This window comes from Streptomonospora salina, from assembly GCF_014204715.1.
Lineage (GTDB): Bacteria > Actinomycetota > Actinomycetes > Streptosporangiales > Streptosporangiaceae > Streptomonospora > Streptomonospora salina.
Map to the genome: position 1 here is coordinate 2,870,290 of NZ_JACHLY010000001.1, position 26,551 is coordinate 2,896,840.

The 26,551-nt window shown below is 71.8% G+C and carries 25 protein-coding genes and 1 tRNA gene; 10 read left to right on the plus strand and 16 right to left on the minus strand.

The window, feature by feature from the left end; genetic code table 11:
* Positions 1-24 precede the first annotated feature (24 nt).
* From HNR25_RS13115 to HNR25_RS13130, 4 genes are all read right to left on the minus strand, one after another.
* Positions 25-456: a PPOX class F420-dependent oxidoreductase gene (locus HNR25_RS13115; RefSeq protein WP_184635455.1), complete on the minus strand. Its 432-nt coding sequence runs from the start codon at positions 454-456 to the stop codon at positions 25-27.
* A gap of 409 nt (positions 457-865) precedes the next feature.
* The gene (locus tag HNR25_RS13120; RefSeq protein WP_246463649.1) at positions 866-1,702 is read right to left on the minus strand and encodes a DUF2786 domain-containing protein; all 837 of its coding nucleotides are present in this window, start codon (positions 1,700-1,702) and stop codon (positions 866-868) included.
* A 58-nt stretch (positions 1,703-1,760) separates the two neighbouring features.
* Positions 1,761-2,174 carry a hypothetical protein gene (locus HNR25_RS13125; protein ID WP_184635457.1) on the minus strand — a complete coding sequence of 138 codons (414 nt, stop codon included), beginning with the start codon at positions 2,172-2,174 and terminating at the stop codon, positions 1,761-1,763.
* A 239-nt stretch (positions 2,175-2,413) separates the two neighbouring features.
* A complete protein-coding gene (locus HNR25_RS13130; RefSeq protein WP_184635459.1) occupies positions 2,414-3,316 on the minus strand; it encodes an NUDIX hydrolase in 903 nt (300 codons plus the stop codon).
* Between the two features lie 120 nt (positions 3,317-3,436).
* Between HNR25_RS13130 and HNR25_RS13135 the strand changes: the two genes are divergently transcribed.
* Positions 3,437-4,732, plus strand: a complete 1,296-nt coding sequence (locus HNR25_RS13135) for a hypothetical protein (protein ID WP_184635461.1) — start codon at positions 3,437-3,439, stop codon at positions 4,730-4,732.
* Positions 4,733-4,780: 48 nt separating this feature from the next.
* On the opposite strand, the gene HNR25_RS13140 is transcribed toward HNR25_RS13135, so the two are convergent.
* From HNR25_RS13140 to HNR25_RS13150, 3 genes are all read right to left on the minus strand, one after another.
* Positions 4,781-5,329: a hypothetical protein gene (locus tag HNR25_RS13140; protein WP_184635463.1), complete on the minus strand. Its 549-nt coding sequence runs from the start codon at positions 5,327-5,329 to the stop codon at positions 4,781-4,783.
* A gap of 471 nt (positions 5,330-5,800) precedes the next feature.
* The gene (locus HNR25_RS13145; RefSeq protein WP_184635465.1) at positions 5,801-6,406 is read right to left on the minus strand and encodes a DUF4352 domain-containing protein; all 606 of its coding nucleotides are present in this window, start codon (positions 6,404-6,406) and stop codon (positions 5,801-5,803) included.
* A 7-nt stretch (positions 6,407-6,413) separates the two neighbouring features.
* A complete protein-coding gene (locus tag HNR25_RS13150; protein WP_184635466.1) occupies positions 6,414-7,142 on the minus strand; it encodes a hypothetical protein in 729 nt (242 codons plus the stop codon).
* A 363-nt stretch (positions 7,143-7,505) separates the two neighbouring features.
* Between HNR25_RS13150 and HNR25_RS13155 the strand changes: the two genes are divergently transcribed.
* The 4 genes from HNR25_RS13155 (at position 7,506) to HNR25_RS13170 (ending at position 11,917) form a co-directional block, all read left to right on the plus strand.
* On the plus strand, positions 7,506-7,670 hold the full coding sequence (locus tag HNR25_RS13155; RefSeq protein ID WP_184635468.1) for a hypothetical protein: 165 nt from the start codon (positions 7,506-7,508) through the stop codon (positions 7,668-7,670).
* Between the two features lie 55 nt (positions 7,671-7,725).
* Positions 7,726-7,929 carry a hypothetical protein gene (locus tag HNR25_RS13160; RefSeq protein ID WP_184635470.1) on the plus strand — a complete coding sequence of 68 codons (204 nt, stop codon included), beginning with the start codon at positions 7,726-7,728 and terminating at the stop codon, positions 7,927-7,929.
* A gap of 137 nt (positions 7,930-8,066) precedes the next feature.
* Complete coding sequence (locus tag HNR25_RS13165; protein ID WP_312862517.1) at positions 8,067-11,099, plus strand: AfsR/SARP family transcriptional regulator; 3,033 nt, start codon at positions 8,067-8,069, stop codon at positions 11,097-11,099.
* Between the two features lie 744 nt (positions 11,100-11,843).
* Positions 11,844-11,917: transfer RNA gene (locus tag HNR25_RS13170), tRNA-Pro, on the plus strand.
* 365 nt (positions 11,918-12,282) lie between these two features.
* Here HNR25_RS13170 and HNR25_RS13175 read toward each other — a convergent pair.
* Positions 12,283-12,642 carry a hypothetical protein gene (locus tag HNR25_RS13175; protein WP_184635472.1) on the minus strand — a complete coding sequence of 120 codons (360 nt, stop codon included), beginning with the start codon at positions 12,640-12,642 and terminating at the stop codon, positions 12,283-12,285.
* Positions 12,643-13,184: 542 nt separating this feature from the next.
* Between HNR25_RS13175 and HNR25_RS13180 the strand changes: the two genes are divergently transcribed.
* Complete coding sequence (locus tag HNR25_RS13180; RefSeq protein ID WP_376767544.1) at positions 13,185-14,819, plus strand: ABC-F family ATP-binding cassette domain-containing protein; 1,635 nt, start codon at positions 13,185-13,187, stop codon at positions 14,817-14,819.
* Between the two features lie 60 nt (positions 14,820-14,879).
* On the opposite strand, the gene HNR25_RS13185 is transcribed toward HNR25_RS13180, so the two are convergent.
* Positions 14,880-15,476 carry an HD domain-containing protein gene (locus HNR25_RS13185; RefSeq protein WP_184635476.1) on the minus strand — a complete coding sequence of 199 codons (597 nt, stop codon included), beginning with the start codon at positions 15,474-15,476 and terminating at the stop codon, positions 14,880-14,882.
* Between the two features lie 201 nt (positions 15,477-15,677).
* Positions 15,678-16,475, minus strand: coding sequence for an SDR family NAD(P)-dependent oxidoreductase (locus HNR25_RS13190; RefSeq protein ID WP_184635479.1), 798 nt, complete (start codon positions 16,473-16,475; stop codon positions 15,678-15,680).
* A 135-nt stretch (positions 16,476-16,610) separates the two neighbouring features.
* On the opposite strand from HNR25_RS13190, the gene HNR25_RS13195 reads away from it, so the two are divergent.
* A complete protein-coding gene (locus HNR25_RS13195; protein WP_184635481.1) occupies positions 16,611-17,129 on the plus strand; it encodes a DoxX family membrane protein in 519 nt (172 codons plus the stop codon).
* A 133-nt stretch (positions 17,130-17,262) separates the two neighbouring features.
* Here HNR25_RS13195 and HNR25_RS13200 read toward each other — a convergent pair whose 3' ends face one another.
* On the minus strand, positions 17,263-17,970 hold the full coding sequence (locus tag HNR25_RS13200; protein ID WP_312862518.1) for an MFS transporter: 708 nt from the start codon (positions 17,968-17,970) through the stop codon (positions 17,263-17,265).
* Positions 17,971-18,201: 231 nt separating this feature from the next.
* Here HNR25_RS13200 and HNR25_RS13205 point away from each other — a divergent pair, with 231 nt between their 5' ends.
* The gene (locus HNR25_RS13205; RefSeq protein ID WP_184635483.1) at positions 18,202-18,597 is read left to right on the plus strand and encodes a VOC family protein; all 396 of its coding nucleotides are present in this window, start codon (positions 18,202-18,204) and stop codon (positions 18,595-18,597) included.
* Here HNR25_RS13205 and HNR25_RS13210 read toward each other — a convergent pair.
* Positions 18,537-19,274: a helix-turn-helix domain-containing protein gene (locus tag HNR25_RS13210; protein WP_184635485.1), complete on the minus strand. Its 738-nt coding sequence runs from the start codon at positions 19,272-19,274 to the stop codon at positions 18,537-18,539. The two genes, HNR25_RS13205 and HNR25_RS13210, sit on opposite strands and share 61 nt — an antisense overlap.
* A gap of 69 nt (positions 19,275-19,343) precedes the next feature.
* Positions 19,344-20,264 carry a metallophosphoesterase gene (locus HNR25_RS13215; protein ID WP_184635487.1) on the minus strand — a complete coding sequence of 307 codons (921 nt, stop codon included), beginning with the start codon at positions 20,262-20,264 and terminating at the stop codon, positions 19,344-19,346.
* Positions 20,265-20,395: 131 nt separating this feature from the next.
* On the opposite strand from HNR25_RS13215, the gene HNR25_RS13220 reads away from it, so the two are divergent.
* Complete coding sequence (locus tag HNR25_RS13220) at positions 20,396-20,851, plus strand: GatB/YqeY domain-containing protein (protein ID WP_184635489.1); 456 nt, start codon at positions 20,396-20,398, stop codon at positions 20,849-20,851.
* 77 nt (positions 20,852-20,928) lie between these two features.
* Here HNR25_RS13220 and HNR25_RS13225 read toward each other — a convergent pair whose 3' ends face one another.
* Positions 20,929-23,337, minus strand: a complete 2,409-nt coding sequence (locus HNR25_RS13225; RefSeq protein ID WP_184635491.1) for a penicillin-binding protein — start codon at positions 23,335-23,337, stop codon at positions 20,929-20,931.
* 445 nt (positions 23,338-23,782) lie between these two features.
* Here HNR25_RS13225 and HNR25_RS13230 point away from each other — a divergent pair, with 445 nt between their 5' ends.
* A complete protein-coding gene (locus HNR25_RS13230) occupies positions 23,783-24,115 on the plus strand; it encodes a WhiB family transcriptional regulator (RefSeq protein WP_184639265.1) in 333 nt (110 codons plus the stop codon).
* 216 nt (positions 24,116-24,331) lie between these two features.
* On the opposite strand, the gene bagB is transcribed toward HNR25_RS13230, so the two are convergent.
* Positions 24,332-25,480, minus strand: coding sequence for an ArsA family ATPase (bagB, locus tag HNR25_RS13235; RefSeq protein ID WP_312862519.1), 1,149 nt, complete (start codon positions 25,478-25,480; stop codon positions 24,332-24,334).
* Positions 25,477-26,496, minus strand: coding sequence for an ATPase BagA (gene bagA / locus HNR25_RS25370; RefSeq protein ID WP_312862520.1), 1,020 nt, complete (start codon positions 26,494-26,496; stop codon positions 25,477-25,479). Before bagA ends, bagB begins: the two co-directional genes overlap by 4 nt.
* Positions 26,497-26,551 lie beyond the last annotated feature (55 nt).

Here is a 26,551-nt window from a genome sequence, read left to right on the forward strand (position 1 = left end):
GTCCCCCGTACACGGGCGCGGTCGTCAGTCGGGGCAGCCCTCCATGTTCTCGATGTCGTGGTTGAGATCCAGCGGGACGAACTCGTAGTGCCGGGTGCGGTACTTCAGCAGCTTGTGGCTCATCGGCACGGCCCAGCCCTGCAGCATGGGGTGGCGCCGGGCCAGTAGCAGCGAGGCGCGCTTGGCCTCGTCGCCCTCCAGGGGGCGTACTTCGCCGCGCACGGCGCCGCCGCGCGGCTTGCCGTTGAATGTGCAGGGGCGCAGATCGGCGTTGGCGTTGCGTGCCAGCCGCTTGGCCTTTCCCGATTCCTCCCAGGCGCGGAAGAGGACGCGCCCGTCGGCGACCGCGACGCTGACCGCCGTCCCGTGGGGGGTGAGGCCGTCGTCGCGGTAGGTCAGCAGCAGGGCGGTCTTGTAGCGCAGGAACGGTTTCAGGAGCGTGGCTGCGGTCGTCATCGGCGGTGGCTCCTCGTCGGCGTTGGGGAGTGTGCGACATCACTCTTTCCCTTGAGAGTGGCCTACGTCACTCCCGGCGTCGAGGATTCCCGCGCCCGGCTGTGGAGAACGCTTCCGCCCTCCGTCGAACGCGCACGGGGCTCCGTCCTGCGTCCGGTGCGGCCGGCGGTGCGAAGAAACGGACATGCGTTCGCGAGCGCCGCGCACGACCGCACGTGAACGGCGCACTACGGGTGGGCGCCCGCCCGTCGACGGGCGGGCGGCGGAAAGAAAACGCGGCCGCGAGGTTTATCCACAGGCGTTTTTGGCCGCTCGGCGAATCTGGACGGATTCCCCCGAGTTACCCACAGAGTTATCCACAAGGATGCGGCAATGCGGGGAGCATGTGGATGAGTGCGGCCGCGTCCGGTTACTCCTTTTCGGACAGTGCCGAAGTGCCGCTGTTGTCGACCGCAGTACCCATCCCGATCTCGGCACGGCGCCCCCGCGCGTATCCGGCCCGATACCCGGCCCGGTGGTGGGTGCGCTCCGGCTTCGTCGGTTTGAGCTCGGGAAACCGGCTCTGGAAGTCCTCGCGAACCCGGTCGATGTCGGTGCGCAGCACGACCTCGGCCCCGCGCGAGGACGCCGCCTCGTCCTGGCCGGACTCCGAATCCGACGATTCGGCCCCGTCCTCGCGTTCGTCGCGCAGCCGGGCGCGGAACTCCTTGATCCGCTCGGCCACCGCATACCCGTAGGCGCGCACGAACGACCGGTAGAACCGGCTGCGCTCGGTGGCCAGCGTCGACCGGTCGTAGTTGCGCAGTTCGCGCAGGTTGGTGACGTGCTCACGCGCGGTGAACTTGGCCGAGGCCTCCATCTGCATGCTGATCGAGGGCAGCAGTACCCGCAGCGCGTCCAGCGCGCTGGCCGTGCCGACGATGATCAGCGTCCGCTCGGCGTTGGTGGAGTTGTTGCCGCGTACCGCCGACTGGCACCCGTAGGCCCCTGCGATCCCCGCCAACGCCTTGACGCGCGCCTTGCCGTGACCGCCGACCCCCGAGACCGGGAAGTCCAGGCGCGTCACCGACTCCGGCTCCTCGCCCCGCTCGGCACGCGCCTCCGCCTCGGCGATGGCGTGCCGGGTCATCAGCTCGGCGGCCTTGGCGGTGAACGCCTGGCTCTCGGCATCGGTGACCGAGGGATCCTCCGCCATGCGGAGGAGCCCGCGGACACGCTCGATCATCTTCTGACGAGCTTCAGTCATAGAGCGCTTGGTCGTTCCCCGTTGGTGTGTACTGCCATGGACCGGTGCAACAAGGAAATCAGCCCGACTTGTTCCCCGCCACCATGCCGATCACGCCGAGGATGACCCAGATCACCGCTGCCGCGGCCAGACCCGAGAAGATCGCGCCGATGAAGGTCCCGCTCAGCAGGGACGTGACGGCGGCACCGAGCCCGGCCAGCACGGCGGGCCCGCCCGCGAAGCGCCACGGGTACTGGCCCGCCCAGCGGCGCGCCCGGCGGTCGCCCTTGCTTCCGAGAAGCGAAACGCCGCCGCCGACCAGGGCGAAGAAGAAAATCGCGGTGCCGAGCGGTCCTGCGACGGTGATGGCGGGCAGCGACGTGAGGAACGACAGGCCTCCGGCCACCACGCCGGCTCCCGTCGCGATCCCGGTGGGCCACATCATCGTCGCCGCGTGCACGGGCATGAGCGAGTTTCCGCGCTCCAGCGTCATGTCAGCTCCTTCGATTCCGGCTGGTCGAAGCCTGGTCGCCAGCCTGTCCTGTCCAGGATGCCCGTCAGGTAGCAGCGGTGCATCAGGGCGTACCCCTGACCTACCCCTGATGGAGCGCTCCGGCACCTGATCGTCCCGACACAGCGGAACGGACCGCCGAACCGAGGCTCGGCGTCACGGGGACAACGAGCGGCGCGCGGCGGACGTGCCCGCCGGCGGCGCGGCGCCGCGAGCGTGGGTCATGTCTCCGGCGCCACCGGCCCCCGCCGGGCGGCTACGGGAAGGGCGCCCGCCGCGGCCAGCCACGACGGCCCGACCGTATGCACCCCGCGGCCACCGGCCGCATCGCCGCGTCCGGTGACGAACAGGACCCCGGTGCGGACCCCGTCCGCCGGTTCCGCCTCGACCGGCGGGTCGGGCGCCCCCTCCGGGCGCGTACACACGACCTCGACGCCGGGCACCGGCTCGGGCACCTGCGCCCCGGCCGACACGAACAACCGGATCCGCGGGAACCACCGGTGCAGGCCGGCGCCGACGATTCCGTCGGGCAGGGCTCCGGCGGCGACGCCCGATGCGGCCAGTCCGGCCAGGTCGTCGCGCAACCGCTCCACCGACGCGCCGTCCTCGTCGGCCCCGGCCGGCAGCACGGTGGACGCGTCCACGTCCACGGCGAGCCGTTCGCCCAGGGCCTCGCGCAGCAGCGGCCAGGTCGTGCCGAACGCCGGCAGCAGCCGAAGGCCGGGAACGTCGCCGACGCCGACCCAGCGGACCTCGTCGCTCTCCCAGTTGGCGGCCTCCAGCCGCTCTCCCGACACGGCCCGGGCCAGCACCGTGTCGTAGCGCCACACCGTGTGCTCCTGGCGGTGCAGCCCGACCAGCTCCATGCCGCCCGGGTCGCCCGCGACCTCCTCCCCGAACTCCCGCAGCGCAGCCTGCACGGGGGTCTCGTCGCTGTTGCGCGCCCCGCCGGGAACGCCCCAGGTGCCGCCCTGGTGGCTCCACACCGCGCGGTGCTGCATCAGCACATGGCTGCCCCCCGCCTCGCGCCCCTCCGGCGCGAGCAGCAGCAGGCCGGCGCTGCCGAAGCGGCCCCAGCGGCGCGACCCGTCGGGAAGCGTCACCCAGCCGTCGCCGTCGCTCATCCCACCTCCTCTTCCTGCCCCGGACTCGGGGCGGTCCGTACTCCACCTTGCCCACTGCGGCCGACTACGGCCAGTGCGCGGAGACACCGCTCGCGGCCGAGCCGTTAGGATTCTCGCGCGATGAGCAGGACGGCGACGGCCACGGTCTCGATTGCACGGTTGCCCCTCTACTCCCTCGATTTGGCGAGGCGGTACTGGGCGCCGCTGTTGTGCGTCTATGTCATCGGCACGTTCCTGCACGACATGATGATGCGCGGGGTCGTGCGCCTGTCGGCGATCGACCAGAATCTCGCCCTGATCGGGATGACCCTGGTCGTACTGGCGCAGCTCACCGTGACCATCGTGATGTTCCACCTGCTGCGCCCGGGCCTGCCCGCCGTCGACCGCGAAATGGCCGCCCCCTCCGCACGGTCCGGAGGGGCCGCCGAGCGCGAGCGCCGCTGGGTCGACGCCGTCGCGATGGCGATCCTGCCGTTCCTGATCTTCTACAACGCCTGGGGGCGCTTCGCCGAGGAGTTCCGCCAGTACAACGTGCAACTGATCAACCAGCGCGGCCTCGACGGGTTCGTGGAGACCACCGAGATCAACGCGCTCGGGATCCCGCTGGGCATCGCGCTGGCGTCGTTCCTGCTTCGGATGCTGTGCGAACGGCTCTACCGGCGCACCGACAGCAAGCCCCTCGGGGTGTTCACGGCGCTGTTCGAGGCCAACTGGATGTTCTTCGGCCTCTTCTCGATCGTGCAGGTCTTCGGCAACATCCGGGCCTGGTTCACCGACCGCCAGGCCTTCTACGTCGTCGAGAACGGCATCCGGGAGTCCATGCGCAGCCTCGGCAGCACCCTGTCGCTGCCGGTCGAGCAGGCCTATACCGCGGCGCTGGCGGCGGTCGGCCAGGTGCTGGAGCACCTGCGCGACGGCCTGTTCGAGCCGCTGCTGTGGCTGACCATCGCCGCGGTGGTCTTCGGCGCCGAGATGGGCCGCTACCAGTCGCTGTTCCGCAAGGGCAGCCGCGCCGCCAAGATCGAGGGGGCACTGACGTCGGACGGCAACCCCTTCATGCGGGAGATCGGCCGGATCTTCCAGCGCGACGCGCAGGACCGGTGGATGCCCTTCGTCAACGCCCTGCGGTTCGTCCTGCGCGCCGGCCCGGTGTTCTACCTGGGCTTCTGCCTCTACTACGTCCTGCTCGACGCCGCGTTCGGGTGGCTGGAGCGCGGGGTGTTCGTCGCCGTGGGGCCGCACGACTTCCTCAGCTGGTGGTGGCCGTGGCTCACGCCCATCGGCTTCGCCGTCGACGCGCTGCACGAACTGCTGCGGGTGTGCTTGCTGGCGGCGGCGTTCGAGATCACCCTGCGCAGCGTGGGCGCGATCAGCGCCGGGCGCCGGACGCGGCCCGTCCAGGGCGCACACGCCTGATACGGGCGCACATGCGAGAGGACGGCGGGGTCCGGGCCGGGTCGGCTGTCACCGCTGCTCCTGGAGGAAGCGGAGCGCGTCGGGAGCGGGGTCCTGCTCCGGTCCGGCGGTGGGCACGGTGATCTCGAAGGCCAGCGAGTCCACCGCGTCTTCGGGCACGACGAAGCTGACGACGACACCGGTCTCCTCCCCGGCGGGCAGCGGTTCGCCGTCGTCACCGGAGCAGCCGTAGACGACCGAGAGCGCGTCCTCCAAGCTGGGCCGCATGGAGTACCGGGAGGTCGGCCGCCACCAGCGCCCCTCCTCGTCCACGGCGCGGACGTCGCACTGGCCGAGGCGCTCCCGCGCGCCGCCCTCGCCCGGCGTCAGCGTGAACACGGCGTCGACGAGGCGGGTGCCCTCGGGCGGCGGATCCGCGCCCTCAAGCTCGCCGACGAGGGTTCCGCGCAGCTCCCAGCGGCTGCCGACGAGTTCGGCGGGCTCCTCCGTCTCCACCGCCCGGCGCGGTTCCGGCGGCACCACGCCGCGGTCCAGCATCTCCTGGCGCTCCAGCCACCAGGGCGTGCCCAACGCGATCGGCAGCACCACTGCGAGCACGGCGATGGAGGGCAGGTGGGCGCGCTTCCACAGCGGCAGGGCGCGCCGGGGGCGCCCCCCGCCCTGCTGCGGAGCCGGCGGCGGCGCCTGAGGAGGACCCTGGGGCGGGTGCGGCCCCGGCCCCGGAGGACCGGGCGGCGGGGGAGCGAACGCCGGCCCCGCTGGGGGCGGCGGAGGCCCGGTCGGCCCTCCGCCCGGCGGAGGCGGGCCGGGCGGTCCGGGACCGCCCGGACGCGGCCCGGGGCCGTAGGGACCGGCAGACCCGCCGCCGGAAGGCGGAGGAGGCGGCGGGTGCGGGGGGCCGCCCTGCGGACCGGGGCCTGGCCCGGGAGGCGGCGCCGGGTGACCGCTCCCCGGAGGCGGTTGCTGTCCCGCGCGACGCCGCCGAGGCCCCGGCGGCGGGGGCGGGGGCTGCTGACCGGTGGGCCGGTCGCCGCGGCGCGGGTCGTCAGGGTGCATGGTCGGTGCTTCCTACGACGTCTGGGCGGGGGCGGGAACGGCGATCCGCTCTTGGGGATCGGCGAGGCGCTCGTCGAGCCGGGCGCCGTCCAGCCCCAGGTGGATGTCGGCGCGGGCACTGAGCCGGTCGTCGACCGATTCGCGGGCGCTCACGTGGAGAGCGGGGTCGTCGACCCGCTTCTCGGGAACCTCGAAGACCAGCATTCCGGTCAGGGGAATCCCCGGCGCCGGTGTGCTGCCACCGCCGTTGAGCCCGTTGCTCACCCACGTGCTGGCGGAGTAGACGTAGCCGTCCCCCATGACGAGCTCGGCGTCGACGCTGTTCAGAGGCGCCGTCGCCGCGGTGATCTCGACGGTGGCCACCACCCACACGCCGTGGGCCTCGATCGGTCCGGAAGAGCCGAGGCCGCCCTCCTCGGCGACCGTCTCGGCGAACTCCACCTTCTCGGCCGTGGCGGTGAACCGCCGGGCGTCGACGGGCTCGCCCAGCTCGCCGGAATGGGCGACGGGCTCGGTCGCCAGCGTGTCGTCGGGCACCAGGGCCTGCGCCACGACGATCAGGGCGACGAAGGTCAGACTGGAGAACGTCGAAAGCGCGCTGCGGAGGAACGGGGACACGGCCGCCTCACCCCTTCCGGAGCGGGAACGACGTCTCGGCGGCGACCTCGTCGGTGGGGCGCCAGCTTTCGGAGCGGTCGGTGAAGCCCGGGGAGAACTCGGTCTTGTTGAAGGTCAGTGTCACCGTGTCCTCCTTCTCGGCGAGCGGCGCCACGTCTTCGGTCCCCTCCAGCAGCGACTCCGCGTCGAGGGGATCGCTCGGGCCGGGGTCGCCGCCCAGGCCGGCGAGGGGGCTGTCGGAGTCCTCCTGCCGGTCCTGGCCGTCCGACTCGGCTTTCTGCAGCGACCAGGTCATCAGGACCTCCTCGCGCATGTCCGGCTGGATGTCGAAGACCAGGCCGTCGGGATGGCGGGTGTAGCTGACGCTCAGGGCGGAGGCGTCGATCTCGCCGGACGGGAAAGCGACGCCGATCGCCCGGCCGAACGCGCTGACGGGGACCGGTTCGGTGTGTTCGGAGACCAGGTCGGCGCGCACCTGCAACGCGGTCGTACCGGTGTCGTCGGTGACGAACTCCGCCTCGTGCGGAGTCATGGTGTACATCGCGGTGCGCACCGTGTCGCCCGGCTGCCGGCCGGGGTCGGTGTCGGCGCGTGCCAGACCGCCGCCGGCCCACAGAGCGAGCGTCGCGGCGCTCAGGACGGCGGTGCCCGTCAGCAGGACGGCCACACGCCAGAACGTGCTCCGAGGAAGGAGGCCCGTCGGTGCGTCGGCGGTGTCGAGAGCGTGGTGTGCCACGGGCAGGAAGTCTAGAGGGAGCGACCGCCTTCGTGCCGTTCGCGGCCTGATGAGGTCAGAATCCGAGGTGTCGGGATTGCGGAGGGCGGGAAGATGAGCGTTCCGCTCCGCGTGTTCCCGCCCGTGCCGGCGGACCGGCTTCCACCGCCCGTAAGCGAACTGAAAGCGCGGCGCAAGACGATCTGCCTAGGCTGGACCCACGTTCAGCCGGACCGGCACCCGCAGGAGGACGGCCTGCGGGCGTCGGCCGCATTCGATGCGAGCGAACGGCGGATGCGATCGGGAGCGTCGGCCGATCGGCAGAGGCCCTCTGCGGTAGCCGAAGCTCTGCTCCGCGTTCGTTCCTGTGAAGGAGTCGTTCCCGTGAGCCCGACCGTGTTCACCGACGCCCGCGATACCGACGCCGAGTTCGCGCGGATCGCCGCGAAGATGGAGCCCTTCTCGGAACCCGAGCCCGACTACGAGCCGTTCGAAGAGGACGGGGACCAGGTCGGCGACGAGGACGATCCGGTGATCGACTGGCCGTAGCGGGCCCATGCCCGCCGGCCCGTGCCCCCGAAACGTGCTGGAAACGAGGACCACCATGACCGGAACTGTTGCGCCTGCCGAATTCGTCGAGGCGGAGTTCGCGGCGATCGCCGCCCGGATCGGACCGGACGTGACGGCCAAGCTGGAGCCGTTTTCCGAGCCGGTCCCCGAGCAGGACCCCGAGCAGGACACCGAGCCGGCTCCAGACGCCGCCCCTGACGAGAAGGAGAAAGAGGCGCCGCAGAAGGAAACCGAATGACCGGGGAGTAGCGTCCCGGCTGCGGCCGCCGAGGGCGGTCTCCGCCCGCCGAGGTGCCGTGTGGTGGAGGGCCGCGCGGCGCTTTCGGCGGTTCTCGCGCCCGATGCCTCCTGAACGGCCTTGCTAGAGTGCTGTTCGTGAATTTCGGCGTGCTCGGCCCCATTTCCGCGTGGTCGCACGCGGGCGATCCGTTGCCCGTCGGCGGTCCGCGGCAGCGCTGTGTACTGGGCACGCTCCTGCTGGAACTGGGCAAAGAAGTCACGGTCGACCGGCTGATCGAGTACCTGTGGGACGACGACCCGCCCCGGACGGCCCGCTCGGTCATCCAAGTGCAGATCTCCCACCTGCGCAGGTCCTTCCCCGACGTCATCAAGACCACGGCCGGCGGCTACCTCGCTCGGGTCGATCCGGACGACGTCGACCTGCACCGGTTCCGATCCTTCGTCGCCCGCGCCAAGGCCGCCGGTGACCCCGCCGAAGAAGTCGTCCTCTGGGACGAGGCGCTGACCTGCTGGCGCGGGCAGCCGTTCTCGGGCACGGGATCGGAGTATCTCGGGAACACCGTGGTGCGCCCCCTGCTGGAGGAGCGCTGGAGCGCCTGGACCGCGTGGGCGCAATGCGCGTTCGCTCTGCACCGCTACACCGAGATCGTCTCCCGTGTGACTCCTCTGGTGCGCCAGGACCCCTTCCGGGAACAGCTCCAGTACTTCCTGATCGCCGCGCTGTACCGGAGCGGGCAGCGCGCTTCAGCACTCTCGGCGTTCCAGGAGTGCCGCGCGTACCTGGCCGAAGAGCTCGGCGTCGACCCCAGCCCCGAAGTCATGGAGCTGCACGGGCGCATCCTGCGCGAAACCGAGTCCGACGTCGGCCGGATCATCGGCGCCGCCGAGCCCTCGGAGACTCCGGAGCAGCCGGAATCGGAGGAGCAGGACCAGCGACCGCGCGACTTCGTCGCCCGCAACGACCTGCCGCGCGACATCCCCGATTTCACCGGGCGCGAGAACGACCTGGAACGCCTGCTCGACCTCGGTACGCGCGACGAGGGCCAAGCCGAGATCGCCGTGATCACCGGCCTGGGCGGAGCCGGCAAGACCACGCTCGCGGTCCACGGCGCGCACCGGCTCGCCGACCGGTTCCCCGACGGCCTGCTGTTCACCGACCTCTACGGCTACACCATCGAGCACGAGCCGGTCTCGCCCGCCTCGGCACTGGGCAGCCTCCTGCGCGCGATCGGGGTCCAGCCCGAGGCGATCCCGGAGACCGTCGAGGAACGCGCAGCACTGTGGCGCGCCAGCCTGACCGGGCGCCGCGTCCTGATCGTGCTGGACAACGTCGCCAACTTCGCGCAGATCAGCCCGTTGCTGGCGGCCGCGCCGGGATCGTTCACCATCGTCACCTCGCGCCAGGACCTGCCCGGCCTCAGCGGAGCGCAGTACATCTCCCTGGGCATGCTCGACGACGAGGCGTCTCTGCAGCTGTTCGCCGCGGTCCTGGGGCAGGAGCGCATCGAGCAGGAGCACGGGACCGCCCACGAAGTGGTGCGGATGTGCGGCGGGCTCCCGCTCGCCCTGCGCATCGTGGCGGGACGGATGCTCAGCCGGCCGCGTTGGACCTTCGAGCACGTCAAACAGCGGCTCAGCGAGCACCACCGGATGTTCCGCGAGCTGCGCATCGAAGGCCACAGCGTCGAAGCCGTCTTCGAACTCTCCTACCAGAGCCTGAACGGGGAACAGCGCCGCGCCTTCCTGACCCTCGGCGTCATGATCGGCGGCACGGTCGATCTGCACGGCGCCGCCGCCCTACTCGACTGCGACCCTCCCGAAGCCGACGACCTGCTCCAAGAACTGGTCAGCGTCTGCCTGCTGGAGGAACCCAGCGTCGATCTGTACCGGTTCCACGACCTGCTCGGGTCCTACGCCCGGGAGAAGGCGGCCACGGACCTCGCCGAAGGGGAGGCCGAGGCGGCGCGGCGCCGGCTCGGCGACCACTACCTGGCCATGGCCGACCGCGCGGCCGGGATGATGGGACCGCGCGGCCACGACGACGAATCGGGGCGGCGCGCCTCATCCCGCTACGAAGCCACGATCGCGGACCGGTCCCAGGCCACCGCGTGGTTCGAACGGCACCAGGACAACCTCGCCTCGGCGGTCGACTTCTACGCGGGCGTCGGCCTGGACGAGCAAGCGTGGCAGCTGGCGGACTCGTTGTGGCGGCATTACGCCAACCACGGCCAGACCGAGCTGATGATGTCCACCCAGGAGAAGGCGCTGGCCGCCAGCCGGGCCAACGGCAACGTGCGCGGCAGTGCGGCCACCCTCATCGGGCTGGGGATCGCACACTGCCTGGCGGGGCGGTTCTCCCATGCGCTGGAACTGCTGAACGAGGCCTGGGAGCTACTCGAAACGATCGACGACGAGCGCGGCAAAGCGCGGGTGAATTCGAGCCTGAGCCTCGTCTACGAGCGGATGGGGCGCTTCCACGACGCCCTCTCCAGCGCCTGGCGGGTCCTGGAGTACGCGCTGTCGATCGAGGACCGCAAGCTCGAAGCGCTCCAGCGTGTGAACCTCGCGATCATGTACCAGATACTCGGCGACGATGAGAAGACGATCGAGTTCTGCCAGATCGCCTTGAGTATCAAGAAGGGGCAAGGGGAGTACGAAACAGCGACGAACGTGCTGCGCACCCTGGGCGAGGTGCACGCCGCACGCCAGGAGCTGGACCAGGCGTTCGCCTACCTCGACGAAGCATTGGACCTCGCCCGCTTCATCGGCTCGCAGCGCGACGAGATCTACGTCCGCAACAGCATGGGGGTCGCCCTGCGCAGGCGCGGCGACGTCGACGCCGCGCTCGGCTCCCACCGCGCCGCGTTGGACCTGGGCGAGGAGATCGGCCAGCACAGCGCCGACGCGGAGATCCTGACGGACCTGGGTACCACTTTCACGCACGCCGGCAGGGTCGAGGAGGCCTACAAGGCGCAGGAGGAGGCGCTCTCGCTCGCACGGGACCGCGGCGAGCTCTATATCCAAGGAAGAGCGCTGATGGGCATCGGCCGACTGGCGTCGAGGCGCGAACAGGCCGTGGAATACCTCGCCGGCGCCGCGAAGATCTTCGTCGACCTGGGTGTTCCCGAGGCCCGCCAGGCCGAGGCCGAGCTGGAGAAGCTGGTCTGACCCCTCCGGTGCGAAGCGGTGTCCGTGCACTGGTGTTTCACGGGAAACCGCAGGTGAGGATTCGGGGTTGTGGAGCACACCCCGGCACCGGCACCGTATCCCGCCGGCCGGCGCTGCGGGCCCCCTCTGAGGGCGCCTTCCCCCGCACGCTGCCTGAACGGGAGGAAGGCGCCCCGGCGGTCCGGGGAACGGCCGCCGGACTAGGAACCGCCCGGAGGCGGTCGCTTGCCGACGGAGTCGACGGTGTTCCCCCGCCCGCCCGCCGCGGAGGAGCCGGGGTCGGTCGGCGCCTCGTCACGGTGCTGCGGGCACAGGTGGTCGCCGGTCGACCGCGCCCGCACACAGCGGGGCGCGGTGCATCGGTGCTCTCCGAGCCGTGAGCGGAAGGTGCGGATGTGGTTGGTGCAGTGGCGTTCGGCCGGTTCCGTCAGTTCGATGCAGTCGCCCACCGAGCACACCCGGGACCCGTTGAGCCACCGCGACAGGCGGACCCACCGCGGTATAGCGGACCGGGGATCGGGAACTGGGACAGGGTTCTCGTCTCCCATGCCTCCAAGGTGCGCACGCCGCCGTGCCCCGGCAACCCCGGCGGCCGCTCCCGGCCGATCTCTCTGGAGAGGTTTAGCCGGATCCGCTCCCCGGTATCCCGCCCCACCGCCCTCACGGGTCCCCGATTCCGCATGGCGGGCGCCCGTGCGTGTGCGAGCACTCCCGCACGTCCGCTAGACTGTCCATCGGCGCAAACGGGGTGTAGCGCAGCTTGGTAGCGCGCTTCGTTCGGGACGAAGAGGTCGTGGGTTCGAATCCCGCCACCCCGACAGAAAAACGGGTGTCCACCCAGGTGGGCACCCGTTTCGCGTGTGCGGAGGTTCAGGCCGCGCCAGCGCTGATGCACATTTCTGAACGACCTTCACGTCCGCGCCGGCCGCGATCGCCAGGGACGCCGCGGTGTTCCGCAGCTTGTGCGGCATCAGCCCCATGCCGTCGAGCCCCGCTTCAGCGCGCGCCTTGTTTGAACTCCCGCATGCGCCAGTTGCGCGGATGCGCAGCGGAGCGGAGCGCCGCGCTTGGGCACGAACGATCGGCGGTCGACGGCTCCGTGCGATGCCGCTGGTTCGGATGGTCCGATTCAGAAGGCGTGTTCACCCCTGTCCCGCCGGTGCAACCCCGGTGCGGGTGTGTGTCAGGGCTTTTTGCGCACGCTCGCTAGTGGACGGATGGCAAGGGCGATGATCGCCACGAGCGCCACAACGGCCCAGGGGTCGTGGCCGGGGAAGGCCGCTCCGTCGTCGCCTGTGTATCCCCACACGAGTCCGGCGAACGCCAGTCCGGAAACGACGCTCAGGCGGATGTACTTGCTGTCGCGGATGGCGACGAGGTAGCGCAGGTTGTCGTGAGGCTGCTGTGCTTTGGTGCGGTCGATGAGACCGCTGGCGATGTGCTCGTCGTACTCGGGGCCGAGTTCGCGGCTGGTCGCCAACGCGGCGGCGACTTCGGCATGCATGTCGGTGTCGCCCGGTGTCTGTTCGGTGTGCTGCATCATGGCTCCCGGCGCAATCGACGGACCCGTCGATTTTACGCCTTGTGCGCGATGAGGTGGATGTCCGTTCCGGTTCGCCAGTGAGGCGTTTTCGCCTTGAGGGGCCGGGACACAGGCCCGTACCGACTCCCACAACCTCCTGGGAGCAGAAGGAGGCCCTGGTAGCCGAGGAGAGCCGGTGGCGCATTCGACGCACATGCGTCGCGGCCGTCGCGCCGGAACAGGCGCGGGTGTCTCCGTGGGCGGTACTCGTCGTGCGTGCGCACGGGCTTGCGCCGGCGCTCCCTGGGGTGTGCCGCCACCGTGCGGTACCGTTGCCGATGTGCTTACAGCTTCCATGAGGCTGCGGTTCCGCGCCTGACGGCGCGGCACCGAGTCCTTCTTTCGTGTGTCCGCCGTCCCGGTTGCCATGCCGGGCGGTTCCGTAGTGCTGCCCGGCTCCACCGCGACACGTGGAGCACCTTGTGGAGGCACGTACCTCACGCGAGCGGCCGCAGAGCCGCTCGACGCACGAACTTCTCTGTGAACTCGACGCGGCCGGGCGTATCTCGGCCGGCGCGAGCGCCCACATCCGCGCTCGCGCGGTCCGGGTCGCCCTCGGCGGGCGCCCGGTCCTGTCCGATACCGACGCCACGGTCTCGTCCCGGTCGCGTGTGGCGGTCGCGGGTGAGAACGGGCGCGGGAAGACGACGCTGCTGCGCGTCCTGTCCGGCGACCTCGTACCCGACGGCGGCCGGGTGGAGCGCACCGGCACGGTGGGTGTCGTCCACCAGTCGCTCGCGTCCTGCGCCGGCGCGACCGTCGGCACCCTGGTCGAGGAGTCGGTGCGGCATTCGCGCTTGGCCCTGGACGCGCTCGACCTCGCCACGGCGGGCCTCGAAAACGGCGACGAGGGGGCGGATGCGCTGTACACGGCGGCGCTCGACGCCGCGGTGCGGCTCGACGCCTGGGATGCCCAGCGCCGCATCGACGTCGCCTTGGACGGGATCGGAGCGTGCAGCGACCGGGCCCGTGAACTCGCCACCATGTCCGTGGGCGAGCGCTACCGGGTGCGCCTGGCGTGCGTACTCAGCGGGAACCACGACATCCTGCTGCTGGACGAGCCCACCAACCACCTCGACGCCGGAGCCCAGGCGTTCTTGGCGGCGCAGTTGAAGGAGCATCCGGGCGGTCTGGCGATCGTCACCCACGATCGCGCGCTGCTGCGCGACGTCGCCGACGACTTCCTCGATCTCGACCCCGGCATGAACGGACGCCCGCGGGTGTTCTCCGGGGGATACGACGGCTGGCAGGAAGGGCGCCGACGCGAGCGGGAACGCTGGATCCAGGAGTACGACGCCCAGCAGACCGAGCACGCCAGGCTGGCGCAAGCGGTGCACGAAGCGCAGAGCCGGTTGTCGACCGGGTGGCGTCCGGACAAGGGCACCGGTAAACACCAGCGCCAGTCGCACGCCCCGGGGGTGGTGCAGAGTTTCAAGCGCAAGCGGGAAGCTCTGGAGGCCCACCGGATCACGGTTCCCCGCCCGCCGCTGGAGCTGCGGTGGCCGCACCTGCCGACCCCGCGCGGCGCTCCGATCCTCACATGCGACGGTGTCACCGTCGCGGGAAGGCTGCCCGCGCCGGTCTCCCTGGCGATCGAGGGTGGCGACCGCCTGCTGGTCACGGGGACGAACGGGGCTGGCAAGTCGACGCTGCTCGGGGTCCTGACCGGGCACGTGACAGCGACGACCGGGTCGGTGCGCAGGTCCGACGGGGCCCGGATCGCCTATTTGTCCCAGGAGGCCCCGGAGTGGGCGGAGGGTCTGCGTGCCCACGAGGTGTATCGGTCGCATACCGAGCGGCTCGTGTCGCGGGGAGAAGCGGCCGAGTCGGAGGTCGTGCCGCTGCGCGCGACGGGGCTGCTGGACGCTGAGGCGCTGCGCACCCCCGTCCGGCGGATGTCGCAGGGGCAGCGGCGCCGCCTGCACCTCGCCGTGTGCCTTGCCGAGCGGCCCCACCTGCTGATCCTCGACGAACCGACGAACCACCTGTCGTCCTTGCTGGTGGACGAGTTCACCGAGGCGCTGCGGGACACCCCCGCTGCGGTCGTCGTCGCCACCCACGACCGCCGGATGCTCGGTGATTTCGCGGATTGGCCGTCGCTGGATGCGGCCGCGGGGTCGGCAGCGGCCGGGGAGTAGCCGGTCGTCGCCCGAGGGCTCCCGGGCCCGTCGGAGGACGGGTTCGGGAGCTCGGTGCGGTCAGGTGATCTCGTGGCCGTAGGACTCGTGGAGCGGTCGCAGGTCGGGCTCGCCGTAGGTGGCGAGCAGCGACTTGAACCGCAGTTCCTTGTCCTCGCCGAACGTGCGCATCCGTCCGGCCGCGGTCTCCGGGGAGACGAGCCTCGGCGGGTGGGACTTGGAGTGGAACTTGTCGGCGAACATGACGAGTTCCTCTTCGTCCGATTCCGCCACGTAGTCGTCCGGAGGGATCGGCAGGTCCTGGGAGCGGATGTCCTCGCGGGTGATTCCCACGCCCGTGTGGCAGGAGCAGAAGCGGCCCAGCGCGTCCGGGTAGCCCTGCTCGGCGAGGAGGTCGCGGCCGAGGATGCCGTGGCGCACATAGCGCGGGTAGTCGAGCTGGCCCGACCGGTCGTAGAGGCGGTAGACCCCGATGTCGTGCAGCAGGCTCCCGGCCCGCACGAGCTCGGGGTCGAGCCCGCCGGGGGCCCGGGAGAGGAGTTCGGCGGCGATCGTGCTGATGATCCTGCAGTGCGTGTAGACGAGGTCGAACGCTTCGCGCGTGGGGGCGTGCTCCGCGTGCACGGCGCGGATCTCGTCGTCGCTGGGTACCCGCATGCCTCCCGACTCTAGCCAGCCGCGGCGACCGGCCGAGCCACGCCCCCGGCGACCGGCCGAGCCACGCCCCCGGCGACCGGCCGAGCCACGCCCCCGGCGACCGGCCGCACCGCGCGTTCGGCGGCGGTGCTGGCCGTCGGCCGGTCGCCGGCCCGTCGGCGGGACGGGGTCCGCCGGTCGCCCGGGCCGGCTCCGCGGGCGTCACACGGTCTTCGTGATGCCGCCGTCGATCCGGTAGTCCGCTCCGGTGATGGCCGACGCCCGCGGGGACGCCAGGAACAGGGTGAGGTCGGCGACCTCGTGCGGCTCGGTCACCCGGCCCAGCGAAGCCCCCATGGTTTCGGGCAGCACCCGGTCCATCACGTCGCCCACCGTCGTGTCGTCCTGCGCGGCGAAGACGTTGGCGAAGCCGTCGCCCTCCGCCGTCCACAAGGGGGTGCGCACCGGGCCCGGCGAGACCGTGTTGACACGGATGCCGCTGGACGCCAGGTCCTCGGCCAGCGATCGGCTGAGGTTGGTCAGCGCCGCCTTGGCCGCGCTGTAGTGCATGATCATCGCGAACGGCTGCCCGGCGTTGATCGAACTGATGTTGACGATCGCGGCGTCGGTGCGCCCGGTCATCGCGGGGACGGCCGCGTGCGTCGTGCGCACGACCGAGAACAGGTTGATGTCGAAGATGCGCTGCCAGGCGTCGTCGTCGGTGCCGGTGATGCCGTCGACGGGCTCGCTGGCCCCGACGTTGTTGACCAGCAGATCGATTCCCCCGTGCAGATCGACGGCGGCGGCGACGAGGCTCTCGGCCCCTTCCGCCTGTGCGAGGTCGGCGTTGACGACGGCCACCCCGTTCGACTCGCGCAGTTCGGCGAGGTCGGGTGTGGTGGTCCGGCTGCCGGCGACGACCTGCGCACCTTCCTCCGCGAGTCGGCGGGTGACGGCGAGCCCGATTCCCTTGCTCGCTCCGGTGACGACGGCGACTTTGTCCTTGAGGTTGAGATCCATGCTCGGATCCTCGCCGTCCGGCGCCGCCGACGCTGGCGGGAATCCGCCGTCGAGTCCCGGGGCGATCGGGGGCTCCGCGCGACACGGCACGGGCATCCTGGGGTTCACCCGGCGCTCCCGGGTATACGGGACAGCATGGGAGTCCTACGTAAACAGCTTCAACGCCTGCTGGCAGCCCCGTTCATCGTCGACTCGGTGGAGACGCTGCGCGACCCGCAGCCGCGTGCCGACGCGCTCGCGCCGTTTCTCGGCCGGATCCACGCCTACTGTCCGCAGATCCCCGACGATCCGGTGTCGGTGGTGCGGGCACAGGCTGTGGCCGGAGTCGGCGCGGGGGCGATGCTTCTGGTCGGCAAGGGCACCCGCGTGGCGAGTGTGGTGATGGCGGCGCAGGCGGTGCCGTCGCTGCTGGCCGCGGCGCAGGGCAGGCCCGGTGACGCCGCCGGGCGCGATTCGGCGGTCAAGGACATCGGGCTGCTCGGCGCCCTGATGCTGACGGCTACCGAGCCGGTGCGCCGGCAGCCGAAAGCCGTGCACGACGCTCGCGAGAAGGCGGCGAAGGCGGCGAAGGCGGCGAAGGCGGCGAAGGCGGCGAAGGCGGCGAAAACCGCGAAGCCCGTGAAAGCGGCGAAGGCTGTGAACGCGGGGCGGTAGTACGTCGTCGACACATGTCGGGAGGTGCTGCTGTGCACGGCGCCGACGGCGGGCGCGGTGCACGCCGGTCCGGCACAGCAGCATCGTTGCGGTTTCCGGGGGATTCGGGGCGGCCGCGGCGTCCCGGCGCCGGTTATGCGGAGGCGCCCGGTGCCGCCGGGTGGGTCAGGGGGTACCCGCTGACCCCGTGAGGTGCGGGCGCGGGTGCTCCTCCGGCTCGCCGCGGGCCGATCGGCGGGGGCGGCGGACCAGGTCGGGGAGCACGGTCGCGAGTCCGGCCACGAGCCAGTGCCGCGCTCAGCCACAGCGTGCCGCGCAGCCCGGTGCTCTCCACGGCGAGGCCGCCGACGGAGGATCCCAGGATCACGCCGAGGGTGATGAACGACGCGTGGACCGTGTTGATCAGGGATCCCGGGTTTCCCGTCCGCTGGACCCGGGTGATCATCGCCGGGTTCATCGTGACACCGACCAGTCCGATCCCCAGCATCGCGGCCACCGCCCACACCTGGACGTGGGCCAGCAGCGCGAAGGCGGCGAGGAAGGCCGCGTTGAGGGCCAGCCCGACCGCCAGCACTCCGGCGGGGCGCCGGTCGGCGAGCCTGCCGACGACGTGGTTGCCGAGCAGGGTGGCCGCGCCGTAGCCCGCCAGCAGCAGCGGGACCGAATCCGTGCTGAAGCCGGAGAGCGCGGTGAGGATCGGGTTGAAGTAGCTGAATGCGGCGAACGTGGCACCGATGACCAGTGTCGATGTGGACAGGGCGAGCCACAGCCGCCCGGCGGTGAACGCTCCGAGTTCCCGGCGCAGGCTCCCGCTGTCCCCGGCGCGGTCGAGGTGCGGCACGCCGACTGCGGTGGCGGCCGCGGCGGCCAGGGTCAGCAGGGCGATCGCCCAGAACGCCCGCGGCGGAGAGGAGGCCCGCCGAGGTGCCGTCCGAACTGCTCGACGGCATCGTGGCCACCGTGATGGACGGCGTACGCCCGCGCTGAGTTTCGCGTACGAGGCTCGGGCGGGTCCGGCGCGGCGTCCGAAACCTTCAAGACGGCGGACGGGAGCTCGTCTACCGTCGGACCCATGACAGCAGCTTTCAGCGCCGTCGGCGTCGTCACCGCCGACATGGCCGCCTCACTCGCGTTCTACCGCCGCATCGGAATGGACATCCCGGCCGAGGCCGACGCCCAGCCGCATGTGGAAGCGGAACTGCCGGGCGGGCTGCGGATCCTGTGGGACACCGTCGAGACCGTGCGGTCCTTCGCGCCCGACTGGCAACCGGGCGGCGGCGACGGCGGCGGCGTCGCACTCGCGTTCGCCTGCGACGGCCCGTCCGGCGTGGACCGCCTCTACGACGATCTCACCGCTGCCGGATACACCGGACGGTGCAAGCCCTGGGACGCCGCCTGGGGCCAGCGCTACGCCGTCGTGTGCGATCCCGACGGCCATTGGGTCGACCTGTTCGCGCCGTTGGAGTGACCCACGAGCACGCTCAGCGGGTCGCCGGCCAGCGCCTTGACCTCGCGGGCGAGGTGGGCCTGGTCGGCGTAGCCGGCTGCGGCGGCCACCTCCGCGAAGGGCGTGCCCGCCCGGGCCGCGGCCAGCGCCCGGTCGAACCGCAGGATCCGCCCCAGCGTCCGGGGACCGTAGCCGAAGGCGGCCAGACTCCTGCGGTGCAGCCGGCGCGGCCCCATCCCGGTCTCCTCGGCGACGCGGGCCGCGGAGGCGCCCGCCGACAGCAGCGCGGCCGCGTGCCGCATCACGGGGTCGGCCCCGGCTCCCGCGGCCGTCCGCCGGGCCGCAGCCCGCTCCAGGGGCACGCCCGCATCCGGTGCCGGCCCCGCCTGTTCGACGAGCCGGCGCGCTTCGCCCGCCGGCCACACGTCCTCCAGGTCGACGCGCCGGTCGCGCAGCTCGTGTGCCGGGACGCCCACCGCCGCGGGGCCGGCTCCCGGCGGCATCCGCAGTCCGACGAACACGCGGCCCGGTTTCCAGTCGGCGAAGTGCGCGACCGTGTCGGGCCCGGCCACCAGCACCCGGGCGCCGTCCCAGACGAAGTCCATACAGCCGTCCGGCACCACCCGGTGCACCTCCCCGTCGCCGGCCGTGCCGGTCCACACGACGCCGCCGGCCGCCGCTGCGCGTTCGCGGTACATGCCCTCATTCTGCCTGCGCAGGCGGGTCGGCGACACTACCGTGCGGGTACCGCGACGAGCGTCTGCGGCCTACTGCCGGGCGACCAGGTCCAGGAGCGACGCCTCCGGGCGGCAGCAGAAGCGCGCCGGAGCCGTGGGCGAGGTGCCCAGGCCGCCGGAGACGTGCAACCACGTGCCGGCGTAGCGGTTCAGGCCCCAGGCGCGGCGGCGGTCGATGCCGCAGTTGGTGACCAGCGTGCCGTAGAACGGCAGGCACAGCTGGCCGCCGTGGGTGTGGCCGGCCAGCAGCAGCTGGTAGCCGTCGGCGGCGAAGCGGTTGAGGTTGGCCGGCTCGGGCGAGTGCAGGACGCCCATGCGCAGGTCGGCGTCCGCATCGGCGGTGCCGGCGACCTCGTCGTAGCGGTCCAGGCCGATATGGGAGTCGTGCACGCCCGCGGCGGCCACGTCCTGACCGCCGCCGGCCTTGAGGGAGCCTTTGCGGTTGTTGAGGTCCAGCCAGCCGCGGGCGCTCATGGCCGAACCGAGTTCGTGCCAGGGGAGGTCGGGGACCTTGCGCGCGGAGTAGTCCGCGCGGCTGCTGCGCCACAAGTAGCGGGCCGGGTTCTTGAACCGGGGCGAGAACAGGTCGTTGGAGCCGAACACGAACGCGCCGGGGCGGTCCAGCAGCGGCCCCAGCGCCGAGATGAACGGCTCTACGGCGTCGGGGTGGGCGATGGCGTCGCCGGTGTTGACCACGAAGTCGGGCTCGTAGGCGTCCAGGCCCCGCAGCCAGTCCAGCAGCATCCGCCGCCCCGGCGTCAGGTGGGTGTCGGAGATGTGCAGCACCCGCAGCCTCGGGCTTCCCGGGTCCAGCAGCGGAAGCTCGTAGTGGCGCAGCCGGAACCAGTTGCGCTCGACCACCGATGCGTAGGCGATCCCGGCCAGCCCGACGGCGCCCGTGACCGCGGCCGCGCGTCCGGCCGTCCGCAGGCTCTTCGGCAATGTCGTCAACGTCACCGCACCTCCCGGATTCCGATGGTGTCAGACTCCGCCGACCGGATGCGCCCGCACGGCGCCGTTCCCGCGGCGGCGCGGGGACGATGCGCTCGCAGGCGCCCGGCGGCGGCCGTATGATCGCTGCCATGGCCGAACTCAAGGACCGTCTCCGAACCGACCTCACCGCCGCGATGAAGGCGCGCGACGACGTCCGCACCCGCACTCTGCGCAGCGTGCTGACCGCGATCTCCACCGAGGAGGCCTCCGGGCAGTCGGCACACGAGCTCGGCGACGAGGACGTCGTGCGGGTCCTCACCCGTGAGTCGAAGAAGCGCCGCGAAGCGGCCGAGGCGTTCGACGAGGGCGGCCGTAGCGACCAGGCCGCCGCCGAGCGGGCCGAGAGCGCGGTGCTCGCCGACTACCTCCCCGCCCAGCTCGGCGACGACGAGCTGCGCGACCTCGTGGCCGCGGTGATCACCGAGACCGGCGCCGCGGACCCCAAGGCCATGGGGCAGGTCATGAAGCGGGTGACGCCGCAAGTGGCGGGCCGCGCCGAGGGCGGCCGTGTGGCCGCCGAGGTCAAACGCCAGCTCACCGCGTAGCGCCCGCACATGCGAGGGGCGGCGGGCGACCCGTTCGCCCGCCGCCCCTCGCACCGTCGGTGTCCGGCGGTGTGCCGCTACTCGTCCCTGCCGCGGCCCTGGTTGCCCAGGCCGAGGCCGGTACCGCCCCAGCCGCCGAAGGCGTCGCCTCCGCCGCCGTTTCCGCCGCCGTCGGAGTCCCCGCCGTTGCTCAGGAACACGTTGACGGTGGCACCCTCGGGCAGCCCGGTGCCGGGCTCGGGGTTGACGGCCCCGACCGTGTCCGCGGGGTTGTCGGAGGGCACCCGGGTGGAGGACAGGTTGGCGTCGAACCCGGCCGCTTGCAGCGTCCCGACCGCTTCGTCGGACGACATCCCGAGCACGTCGGGGACGCCGTCGGCGGTGTTGGCGGCCGTTTCGGCGTCCTGTCCCTCGTCGTCTCCGCCGTCGTCCGGCGGCGGGCCGGACGTGCTGCCGTACTTCGACGGCGGCGACGGGAAACCGTCGGCGGGCAGCTCCTCGGTCGCCTTCTCCATCGTGTCCTGCCAGATGGGGCCGGGGATCGTGGCGCCGTAGACGTAGGAGTAGTGCCGGTCGCCGATGGTGACGTTGCGCAGCGGGTGGTTCTGCGGCCCGCGCGGGTCGCCGACGAAGACCGTCCCGACGAGGTTGGGCGTGTAGCCGGCGAACCAGGCGCTGGCCGAGTTGTCGGTGGTTCCGGTCTTGGCGGCCGCGGGGGGGTCGATCGGCACGGCCTGGGTGGTTCCGCCCTCGAACGTCTGCTGCAGCAGGTGGCTCACGCCGTCGGCGACGTCCTTGCTGATGACGCGCTCGCATTCGGGCTCGATGTCGATGGTCTCGCCCGCGTGCTCGTCTACGATCTGGGTGATGGCCTGCGGTTGGCAGAGCATGCCGCGCGAGGCGAAGACGGAGTAGGCCGTGGCCAGGTTCAGCGGGGAGACCTCCTCGCTGCCCAGGGTGAAGGAGTTGTTGGCCTGGGTGCGGGCGTTGTCGAAGCCGGTCCCGTCCGCGCGGTGCATGCCGAGGGTCTCGGCCATCTCGATGACGTTGCACAGCCCGACGTCGGCCTGCAGGCTCGCGAAGTAGGTGTTCACCGAGCCTTTGGTGCCGCTGACCATGTTGTTGGTGCTGCCGCCCTCGGTGTCGCCGGCGTTGCTCACGGTCCAGTCGGCCAGCCGCCCGCCGTTGCAGTTGCGCTGGCCGGTGATGGTCGTGGTGTTGCCCGTGCTGTACGAGGTGCCGAACGTCTTGCCGGCCTTCAGCGCCGCGGCCAGTGTGAAGGGTTTGAAGGTCGATCCGGATTGGAATCCGTTGCTGCCGCCGTCTTCGGCGTCGACCGTGAAGTTGATCGAGGTCTCGCCGAGGTTGGACTCGTCGGGTCCGTAATCGCGGCTCTGGGCCATACCCCGGATCCTGCCGGTGCCCGGCTCCACGAGGACTTCCGCGCCGACCTTGCGCGACTTGTTCTTCCGCGGCACCCAGTCGTCGACGGCGTCCTGGGCGGCCTGCTGCATGTCGGCGTCCAGCGAGGTGTGGATCTGCAGCCCGGCCGTGCGCAGCCACCGGGCGCGCTGGGTCTCGTTCTCGCCGTAGCGCTCGTCCGACTCGATCTGCTGGACCACGTAGTCGCAGAAGAACGGCTGGTCGCTGGGCATGCACCCGTTGCTGGGGTCGCTCACGTCGAGGCCGAGGCCGGACGCTTTGGCCTCCTTCGCCTCGGCCGGGGTGATCGCCCCGGTTTTGGCCATGCGGTCGAGCACGACGTCGCGCCGGTTCTTCGCGGCCTCGGAGTTCAGGCGGGGGTTGTACAGGTAGGGGTAGCGCACCGTCCCGGCGAGTGTGGCGGCCTGGGACAGCTCCAACTCGTCGGCGCTGACGCCGAAGAAGTGCTGCGCGGCGGATTCGGCGCCGTAGGCACCGTCGCCGAAGTAGGCGATGTTGAGGTAGCCCTCCAGGATCTCCTCTTTGGACATCCGCTGTTCGAGCGCTACGGCGTAGCGCAGCTCGCGGACCTTGCGACCCAGCGTGGTCTCGCGAGCCTGCTCCTGCTCCGCTTGGCTGTCGGCGCTCTCGACGAGGACGTTCTTCACGTACTGCTGTGTGATCGAGGAGCCGCCCTCGACGTCACCGCTGACGGTGCGGATGGCGGCGCGGAACGTTCCGGCGATGTCGATGCCGCCGTGCTCGTAGAAGGAGGAGTCCTCCATGGCGATGATGGCCTTGCTCATCACCGGGGCCATGTCGTCGATCTCGACGACTTCGCGGTTCTGGTCGTAGATCTCTGCGATGACCTGGCCGTCCCGGTCGTAGATGACCGAGCGTTCCGGCGGAGGAGGAGTCTCCAGCTCGCTCGGCATGTTCAGGAAGCCGGTCGCGACGTTGCGCGCGGTGATCCCCATACCGCCGACTGCGGGCAGCGCAAGCGCTGCCACGAGCACCCCTGCGACGATTCCGACGCCGACCAGTTGACCGATTCTCTGCAGCATTGTCCCCTGACGCACCCCCTAAGACTACGTGTGAACCGTGATGGGCGTCGCCGCAGATGTCCGGTGATTCAGACATCCGGCGCACCGGCGGCATCGAGGTCGATCTCCATTGTGAAGGCAACGCCGAGCACTCGGAACCGGTGGTCCGACTACCCGACGGAGGCCGGATCGGACCGTAGGGGACCGACGCAATGACCCATTCGGACTAGATCCGATATGGGTCTGATGGGGCCTGGTGCGGCACGGGCGGAATCCGTAGGTTCGACCGCAGCAATCGCGAGGATACGCAGGGCGTCGACGCCGATGCGCTCCGCGACCGGACCGCCCCTGCTTCGGCCCGCGACCGTCGTCGGCCCTGCTGCTTCTTCGCCCCCCGTCTCGTCCCGTGCCGGCGACCGCGCCCGCGGGCTCGCGGACGAGTACACATGGTTTGGGAGTGGGACACATGTGGATGTCGGGCTGGGCCGCACACGGCCTGTGCCGCGAGACCGACCCCGACGCGCTCTTCGTGCAGGGAGCCGCCCAGAACCGGGCCAAGCTCATCTGCCGGGGATGCCCGGTACGCACCGAGTGCCTGGCCGACGCGCTGGACAACCGGATCGAGTTCGGCGTCTGGGGAGGGATGACCGAACGCGAGCGCCGGGCCCTGCTGCGTCGCAGGCCCGACGTCACCTCGTGGGCGAAGCTGCTGGAAGAGGCCCGCCGCGAGTACCGCGAACACGACCGGGCCGCGCAGGAGGGCCCCGCGCCGGGCGACTCCCGCGTCGAGAGCCGGTAGGCGCACGGCGGGCGGCGGTCCCCGCGGAGGCGTATGCCCGGCATCGGTCCGCCGCCCCCGACATGCCCTCCGGTCGGCGGTGCGCCGGCCGTCGTGCGCCGCCGCACTCTGCCGGGTCCGCGAAAGCCGCCGTACGGCGCGATTACCGCTGCCGCACGGCGGTACGACTCCGCTGCCCGCACCTCAGCGCCGTCTAACCCCCGGAGCGCGATCGCTTCAGCCCCTTCCCAGCGCGCGGCCGATCTCGGCGAGACCCGCCACGTCGTGCACGTCCACGGGGCGGGCCGGCACCTCGACCGCGGGCACGCCGGGCTGCGCGGCGGCCAACCGGTCCATCAGCCGCTGCTCGCGGTCCTGAACCCGGGCGCGGTCGGCGTGCAGGCGCAGCGCCGCCGCCGCCAGGCCGTGGTCGCCGGCGCCGTCCAGCTCGGCCGCGGCAGCGGCGGCGTCCTGACCTGTCAGATCGGGGACCGCGGTGCGGTGCACCCGGTTGAGTACGATTCCCGCCACCGGCATTCGGTCCGTGCGCAGCCGTTCGATGAAGTACTCCGCTTCGCGGAGCGCGTCGTCCTCGGGAGCGGCCACGACGACGAACCCGGTGCCGTGTGCCTGCAGCAGCCGGTAGGTGCGCTCGGCGCGCTCCTGGAACCCCCCGAAGACCGCGTCGAACGCCGCGACGAAGCTCTGCACGTCCTTCAGCATCTGAGCGCCCACGACCTTGGCGATGACGCCGGTCACCATGCCCACCCCGGCGCCCAGGACCTTGAACGCGCCGGTCGCCGGCGGTGCGCCCAGGATGCGGATCAGCCGGCTGTCGAGGAAGCGGCCCAGCCGCTCGGGGGCGTCGAGGAAGTCCAGCGCGGAACGGCTCGGCGGGGTGTCGACGATGATCAGGTCCCAGCCGCCGGCCTCGCGCAGCTGGCCCAGCTTCTCCATCGCCATGTACTCCTGCGTGCCGGAGAAGCTGGACGACAGGGACTGGTAGAAGGGGTTGGCCAGGATCTGCTGCGCGCGCTCGGGGTCGGCGTGGGCCTCGACGATCTCGTCGAAGGTGCGCTTCATGTCCAGCATCATCGCGTGCAGGGACCCCGGAACCGGCGGGCCGCCGTTTTCGGCCGTATCCACCGGCCGCGGCGTGTTGTCCAGCTCGCGCAGCCCCATCGACTGGGCGAGGCGGCGGGCCGGGTCGACCGTGATGACGAGGGCGTCGCGGCCGAGCTCGGCGGCGCGGACCCCCATCGCCGCGGCTGTGGTCGTCTTGCCGACACCGCCGGATCCGCAGCAGACGACCGTTCGGGTGGCGCGGTCGGACAGCAGCGCGTCGGCGTCGAACGCGACTGCGGCGGAGCGCTCCCGGCCGCTCACAGCCCCTGCTCCCCGAGGTGTTCGGCCAGCACGCGCAGCTCGTCGGGCCCCACGCCCCGGTCCAGCAGCGGCAGTTCCAGGCGCGGCCGGTCGACGCCGTCGAGCCGCGCGCGGATACCCGCCTCGGCCCGGGCGCGCTGCGCGTGGCCGCCCATCTCCGCGGCCAGTCCGCGAGCCGTGTGCTCGGCGTCGGCCAGCCCCGCCGCCTTGAGCCCGCGCACCAGCGCGCCGGTGTCCACCGCCCCTTCGGCCGCGTCCTCCAGCACGGGCTCGTCGAAGAACCCCGGGTGCACCATGTTCACCAGCACCGATCCCACGTTGAGTCCGGCCGCGCGGATCTCCCCGATGCCGTCCACGGTCTCCTGGACGGGCATCTCCTCCAGCACCGTCACGAAGTGCACCGCCGTCTGCGCCGAGCGCAGCGTAGCCATGACCGTGTCGGCGTGGTTGCGGACGGGACCCGCGCGTGCGAGCCCCGCGACTTCGGCGTTGACGTTGAGGAACTGCGCGATCCGTCCCGTGGGCGGCGCGTCCATCACGACCGCGTCGTAGACGGGGCGCCCGCCCCCGGCGTCGCGGCCGCCGCGCCGACGCTCGCCCGCACGGCGCCGTACCGCTTCGGTGGCCTTGCCGGTGAGCAGCACGTCGCGCATGCCCGGCGCGATGGTGGTCGCGAAGTCCACGGCACCGAAGCGGGTGAGTACCTGGCCTGCGCGGCGCATGCCGTAGAACAACTCCAGGTACTCCAGCAGCGCCGATTCGGCGTCGGCCGCCAGCGCGCAGACGCGTCCGCCGCCGGGCGCGTCGGCGATCGGGCGTTCCTCGTAGGGCAGGGGGCGGATGCCGAAGAGCCGGGCGATGCCCTGGCGCCCTTCGACCTCGACCAGTAGCACGGTGCCTCCGCCGGCGGCCAGCGCCAGGGCGAGGGAGGCGGCCACGGTGGTCTTTCCGGTGCCTCCCTTGCCGGTGACGACATGGAGCCGGGTGGTGTCCCCGTCGCGATCGCGTGCACTCACTCCTGGAAGTTTATGCCGCCGGTCGGGGCGGGTGGCGGCGCGGTGGACCGGACGG

Bases quoted from the DNA above. Each gene is read 5' to 3' on its own strand.
- HNR25_RS13175 (WP_184635472.1), bottom strand. From the start codon at position 12,642: ATGATGCAGCACACCGAACAGACACCGGGCGACACCGACATGCATGCC.
- HNR25_RS13230 (WP_184639265.1), top strand. From the start codon at position 23,783: ATGTGGATGTCGGGCTGGGCCGCACACGGCCTGTGCCGCGAGACCGAC.
- HNR25_RS13190 (WP_184635479.1), bottom strand. From the start codon at position 16,475: ATGGATCTCAACCTCAAGGACAAAGTCGCCGTCGTCACCGGAGCGAGC.
- HNR25_RS13130 (WP_184635459.1), bottom strand. From the start codon at position 3,316: ATGAGCGACGGCGACGGCTGGGTGACGCTTCCCGACGGGTCGCGCCGC.
- HNR25_RS13160 (WP_184635470.1), top strand. From the start codon at position 7,726: ATGACCGGAACTGTTGCGCCTGCCGAATTCGTCGAGGCGGAGTTCGCG.
- HNR25_RS13195 (WP_184635481.1), top strand. From the start codon at position 16,611: ATGGGAGTCCTACGTAAACAGCTTCAACGCCTGCTGGCAGCCCCGTTC.
- HNR25_RS13220 (WP_184635489.1), top strand. From the start codon at position 20,396: ATGGCCGAACTCAAGGACCGTCTCCGAACCGACCTCACCGCCGCGATG.
- HNR25_RS13125 (WP_184635457.1), bottom strand. From the start codon at position 2,174: ATGACGCTGGAGCGCGGAAACTCGCTCATGCCCGTGCACGCGGCGACG.
- HNR25_RS13210 (WP_184635485.1), bottom strand. From the start codon at position 19,274: ATGTACCGCGAACGCGCAGCGGCGGCCGGCGGCGTCGTGTGGACCGGC.
- HNR25_RS13185 (WP_184635476.1), bottom strand. From the start codon at position 15,476: ATGCGGGTACCCAGCGACGACGAGATCCGCGCCGTGCACGCGGAGCAC.
- HNR25_RS13225 (WP_184635491.1), bottom strand. From the start codon at position 23,337: ATGCTGCAGAGAATCGGTCAACTGGTCGGCGTCGGAATCGTCGCAGGG.
- HNR25_RS13205 (WP_184635483.1), top strand. From the start codon at position 18,202: ATGACAGCAGCTTTCAGCGCCGTCGGCGTCGTCACCGCCGACATGGCC.
- HNR25_RS13120 (WP_246463649.1), bottom strand. From the start codon at position 1,702: ATGACTGAAGCTCGTCAGAAGATGATCGAGCGTGTCCGCGGGCTCCTC.
- HNR25_RS13115 (WP_184635455.1), bottom strand. From the start codon at position 456: ATGACGACCGCAGCCACGCTCCTGAAACCGTTCCTGCGCTACAAGACC.
- HNR25_RS13135 (WP_184635461.1), top strand. From the start codon at position 3,437: ATGAGCAGGACGGCGACGGCCACGGTCTCGATTGCACGGTTGCCCCTC.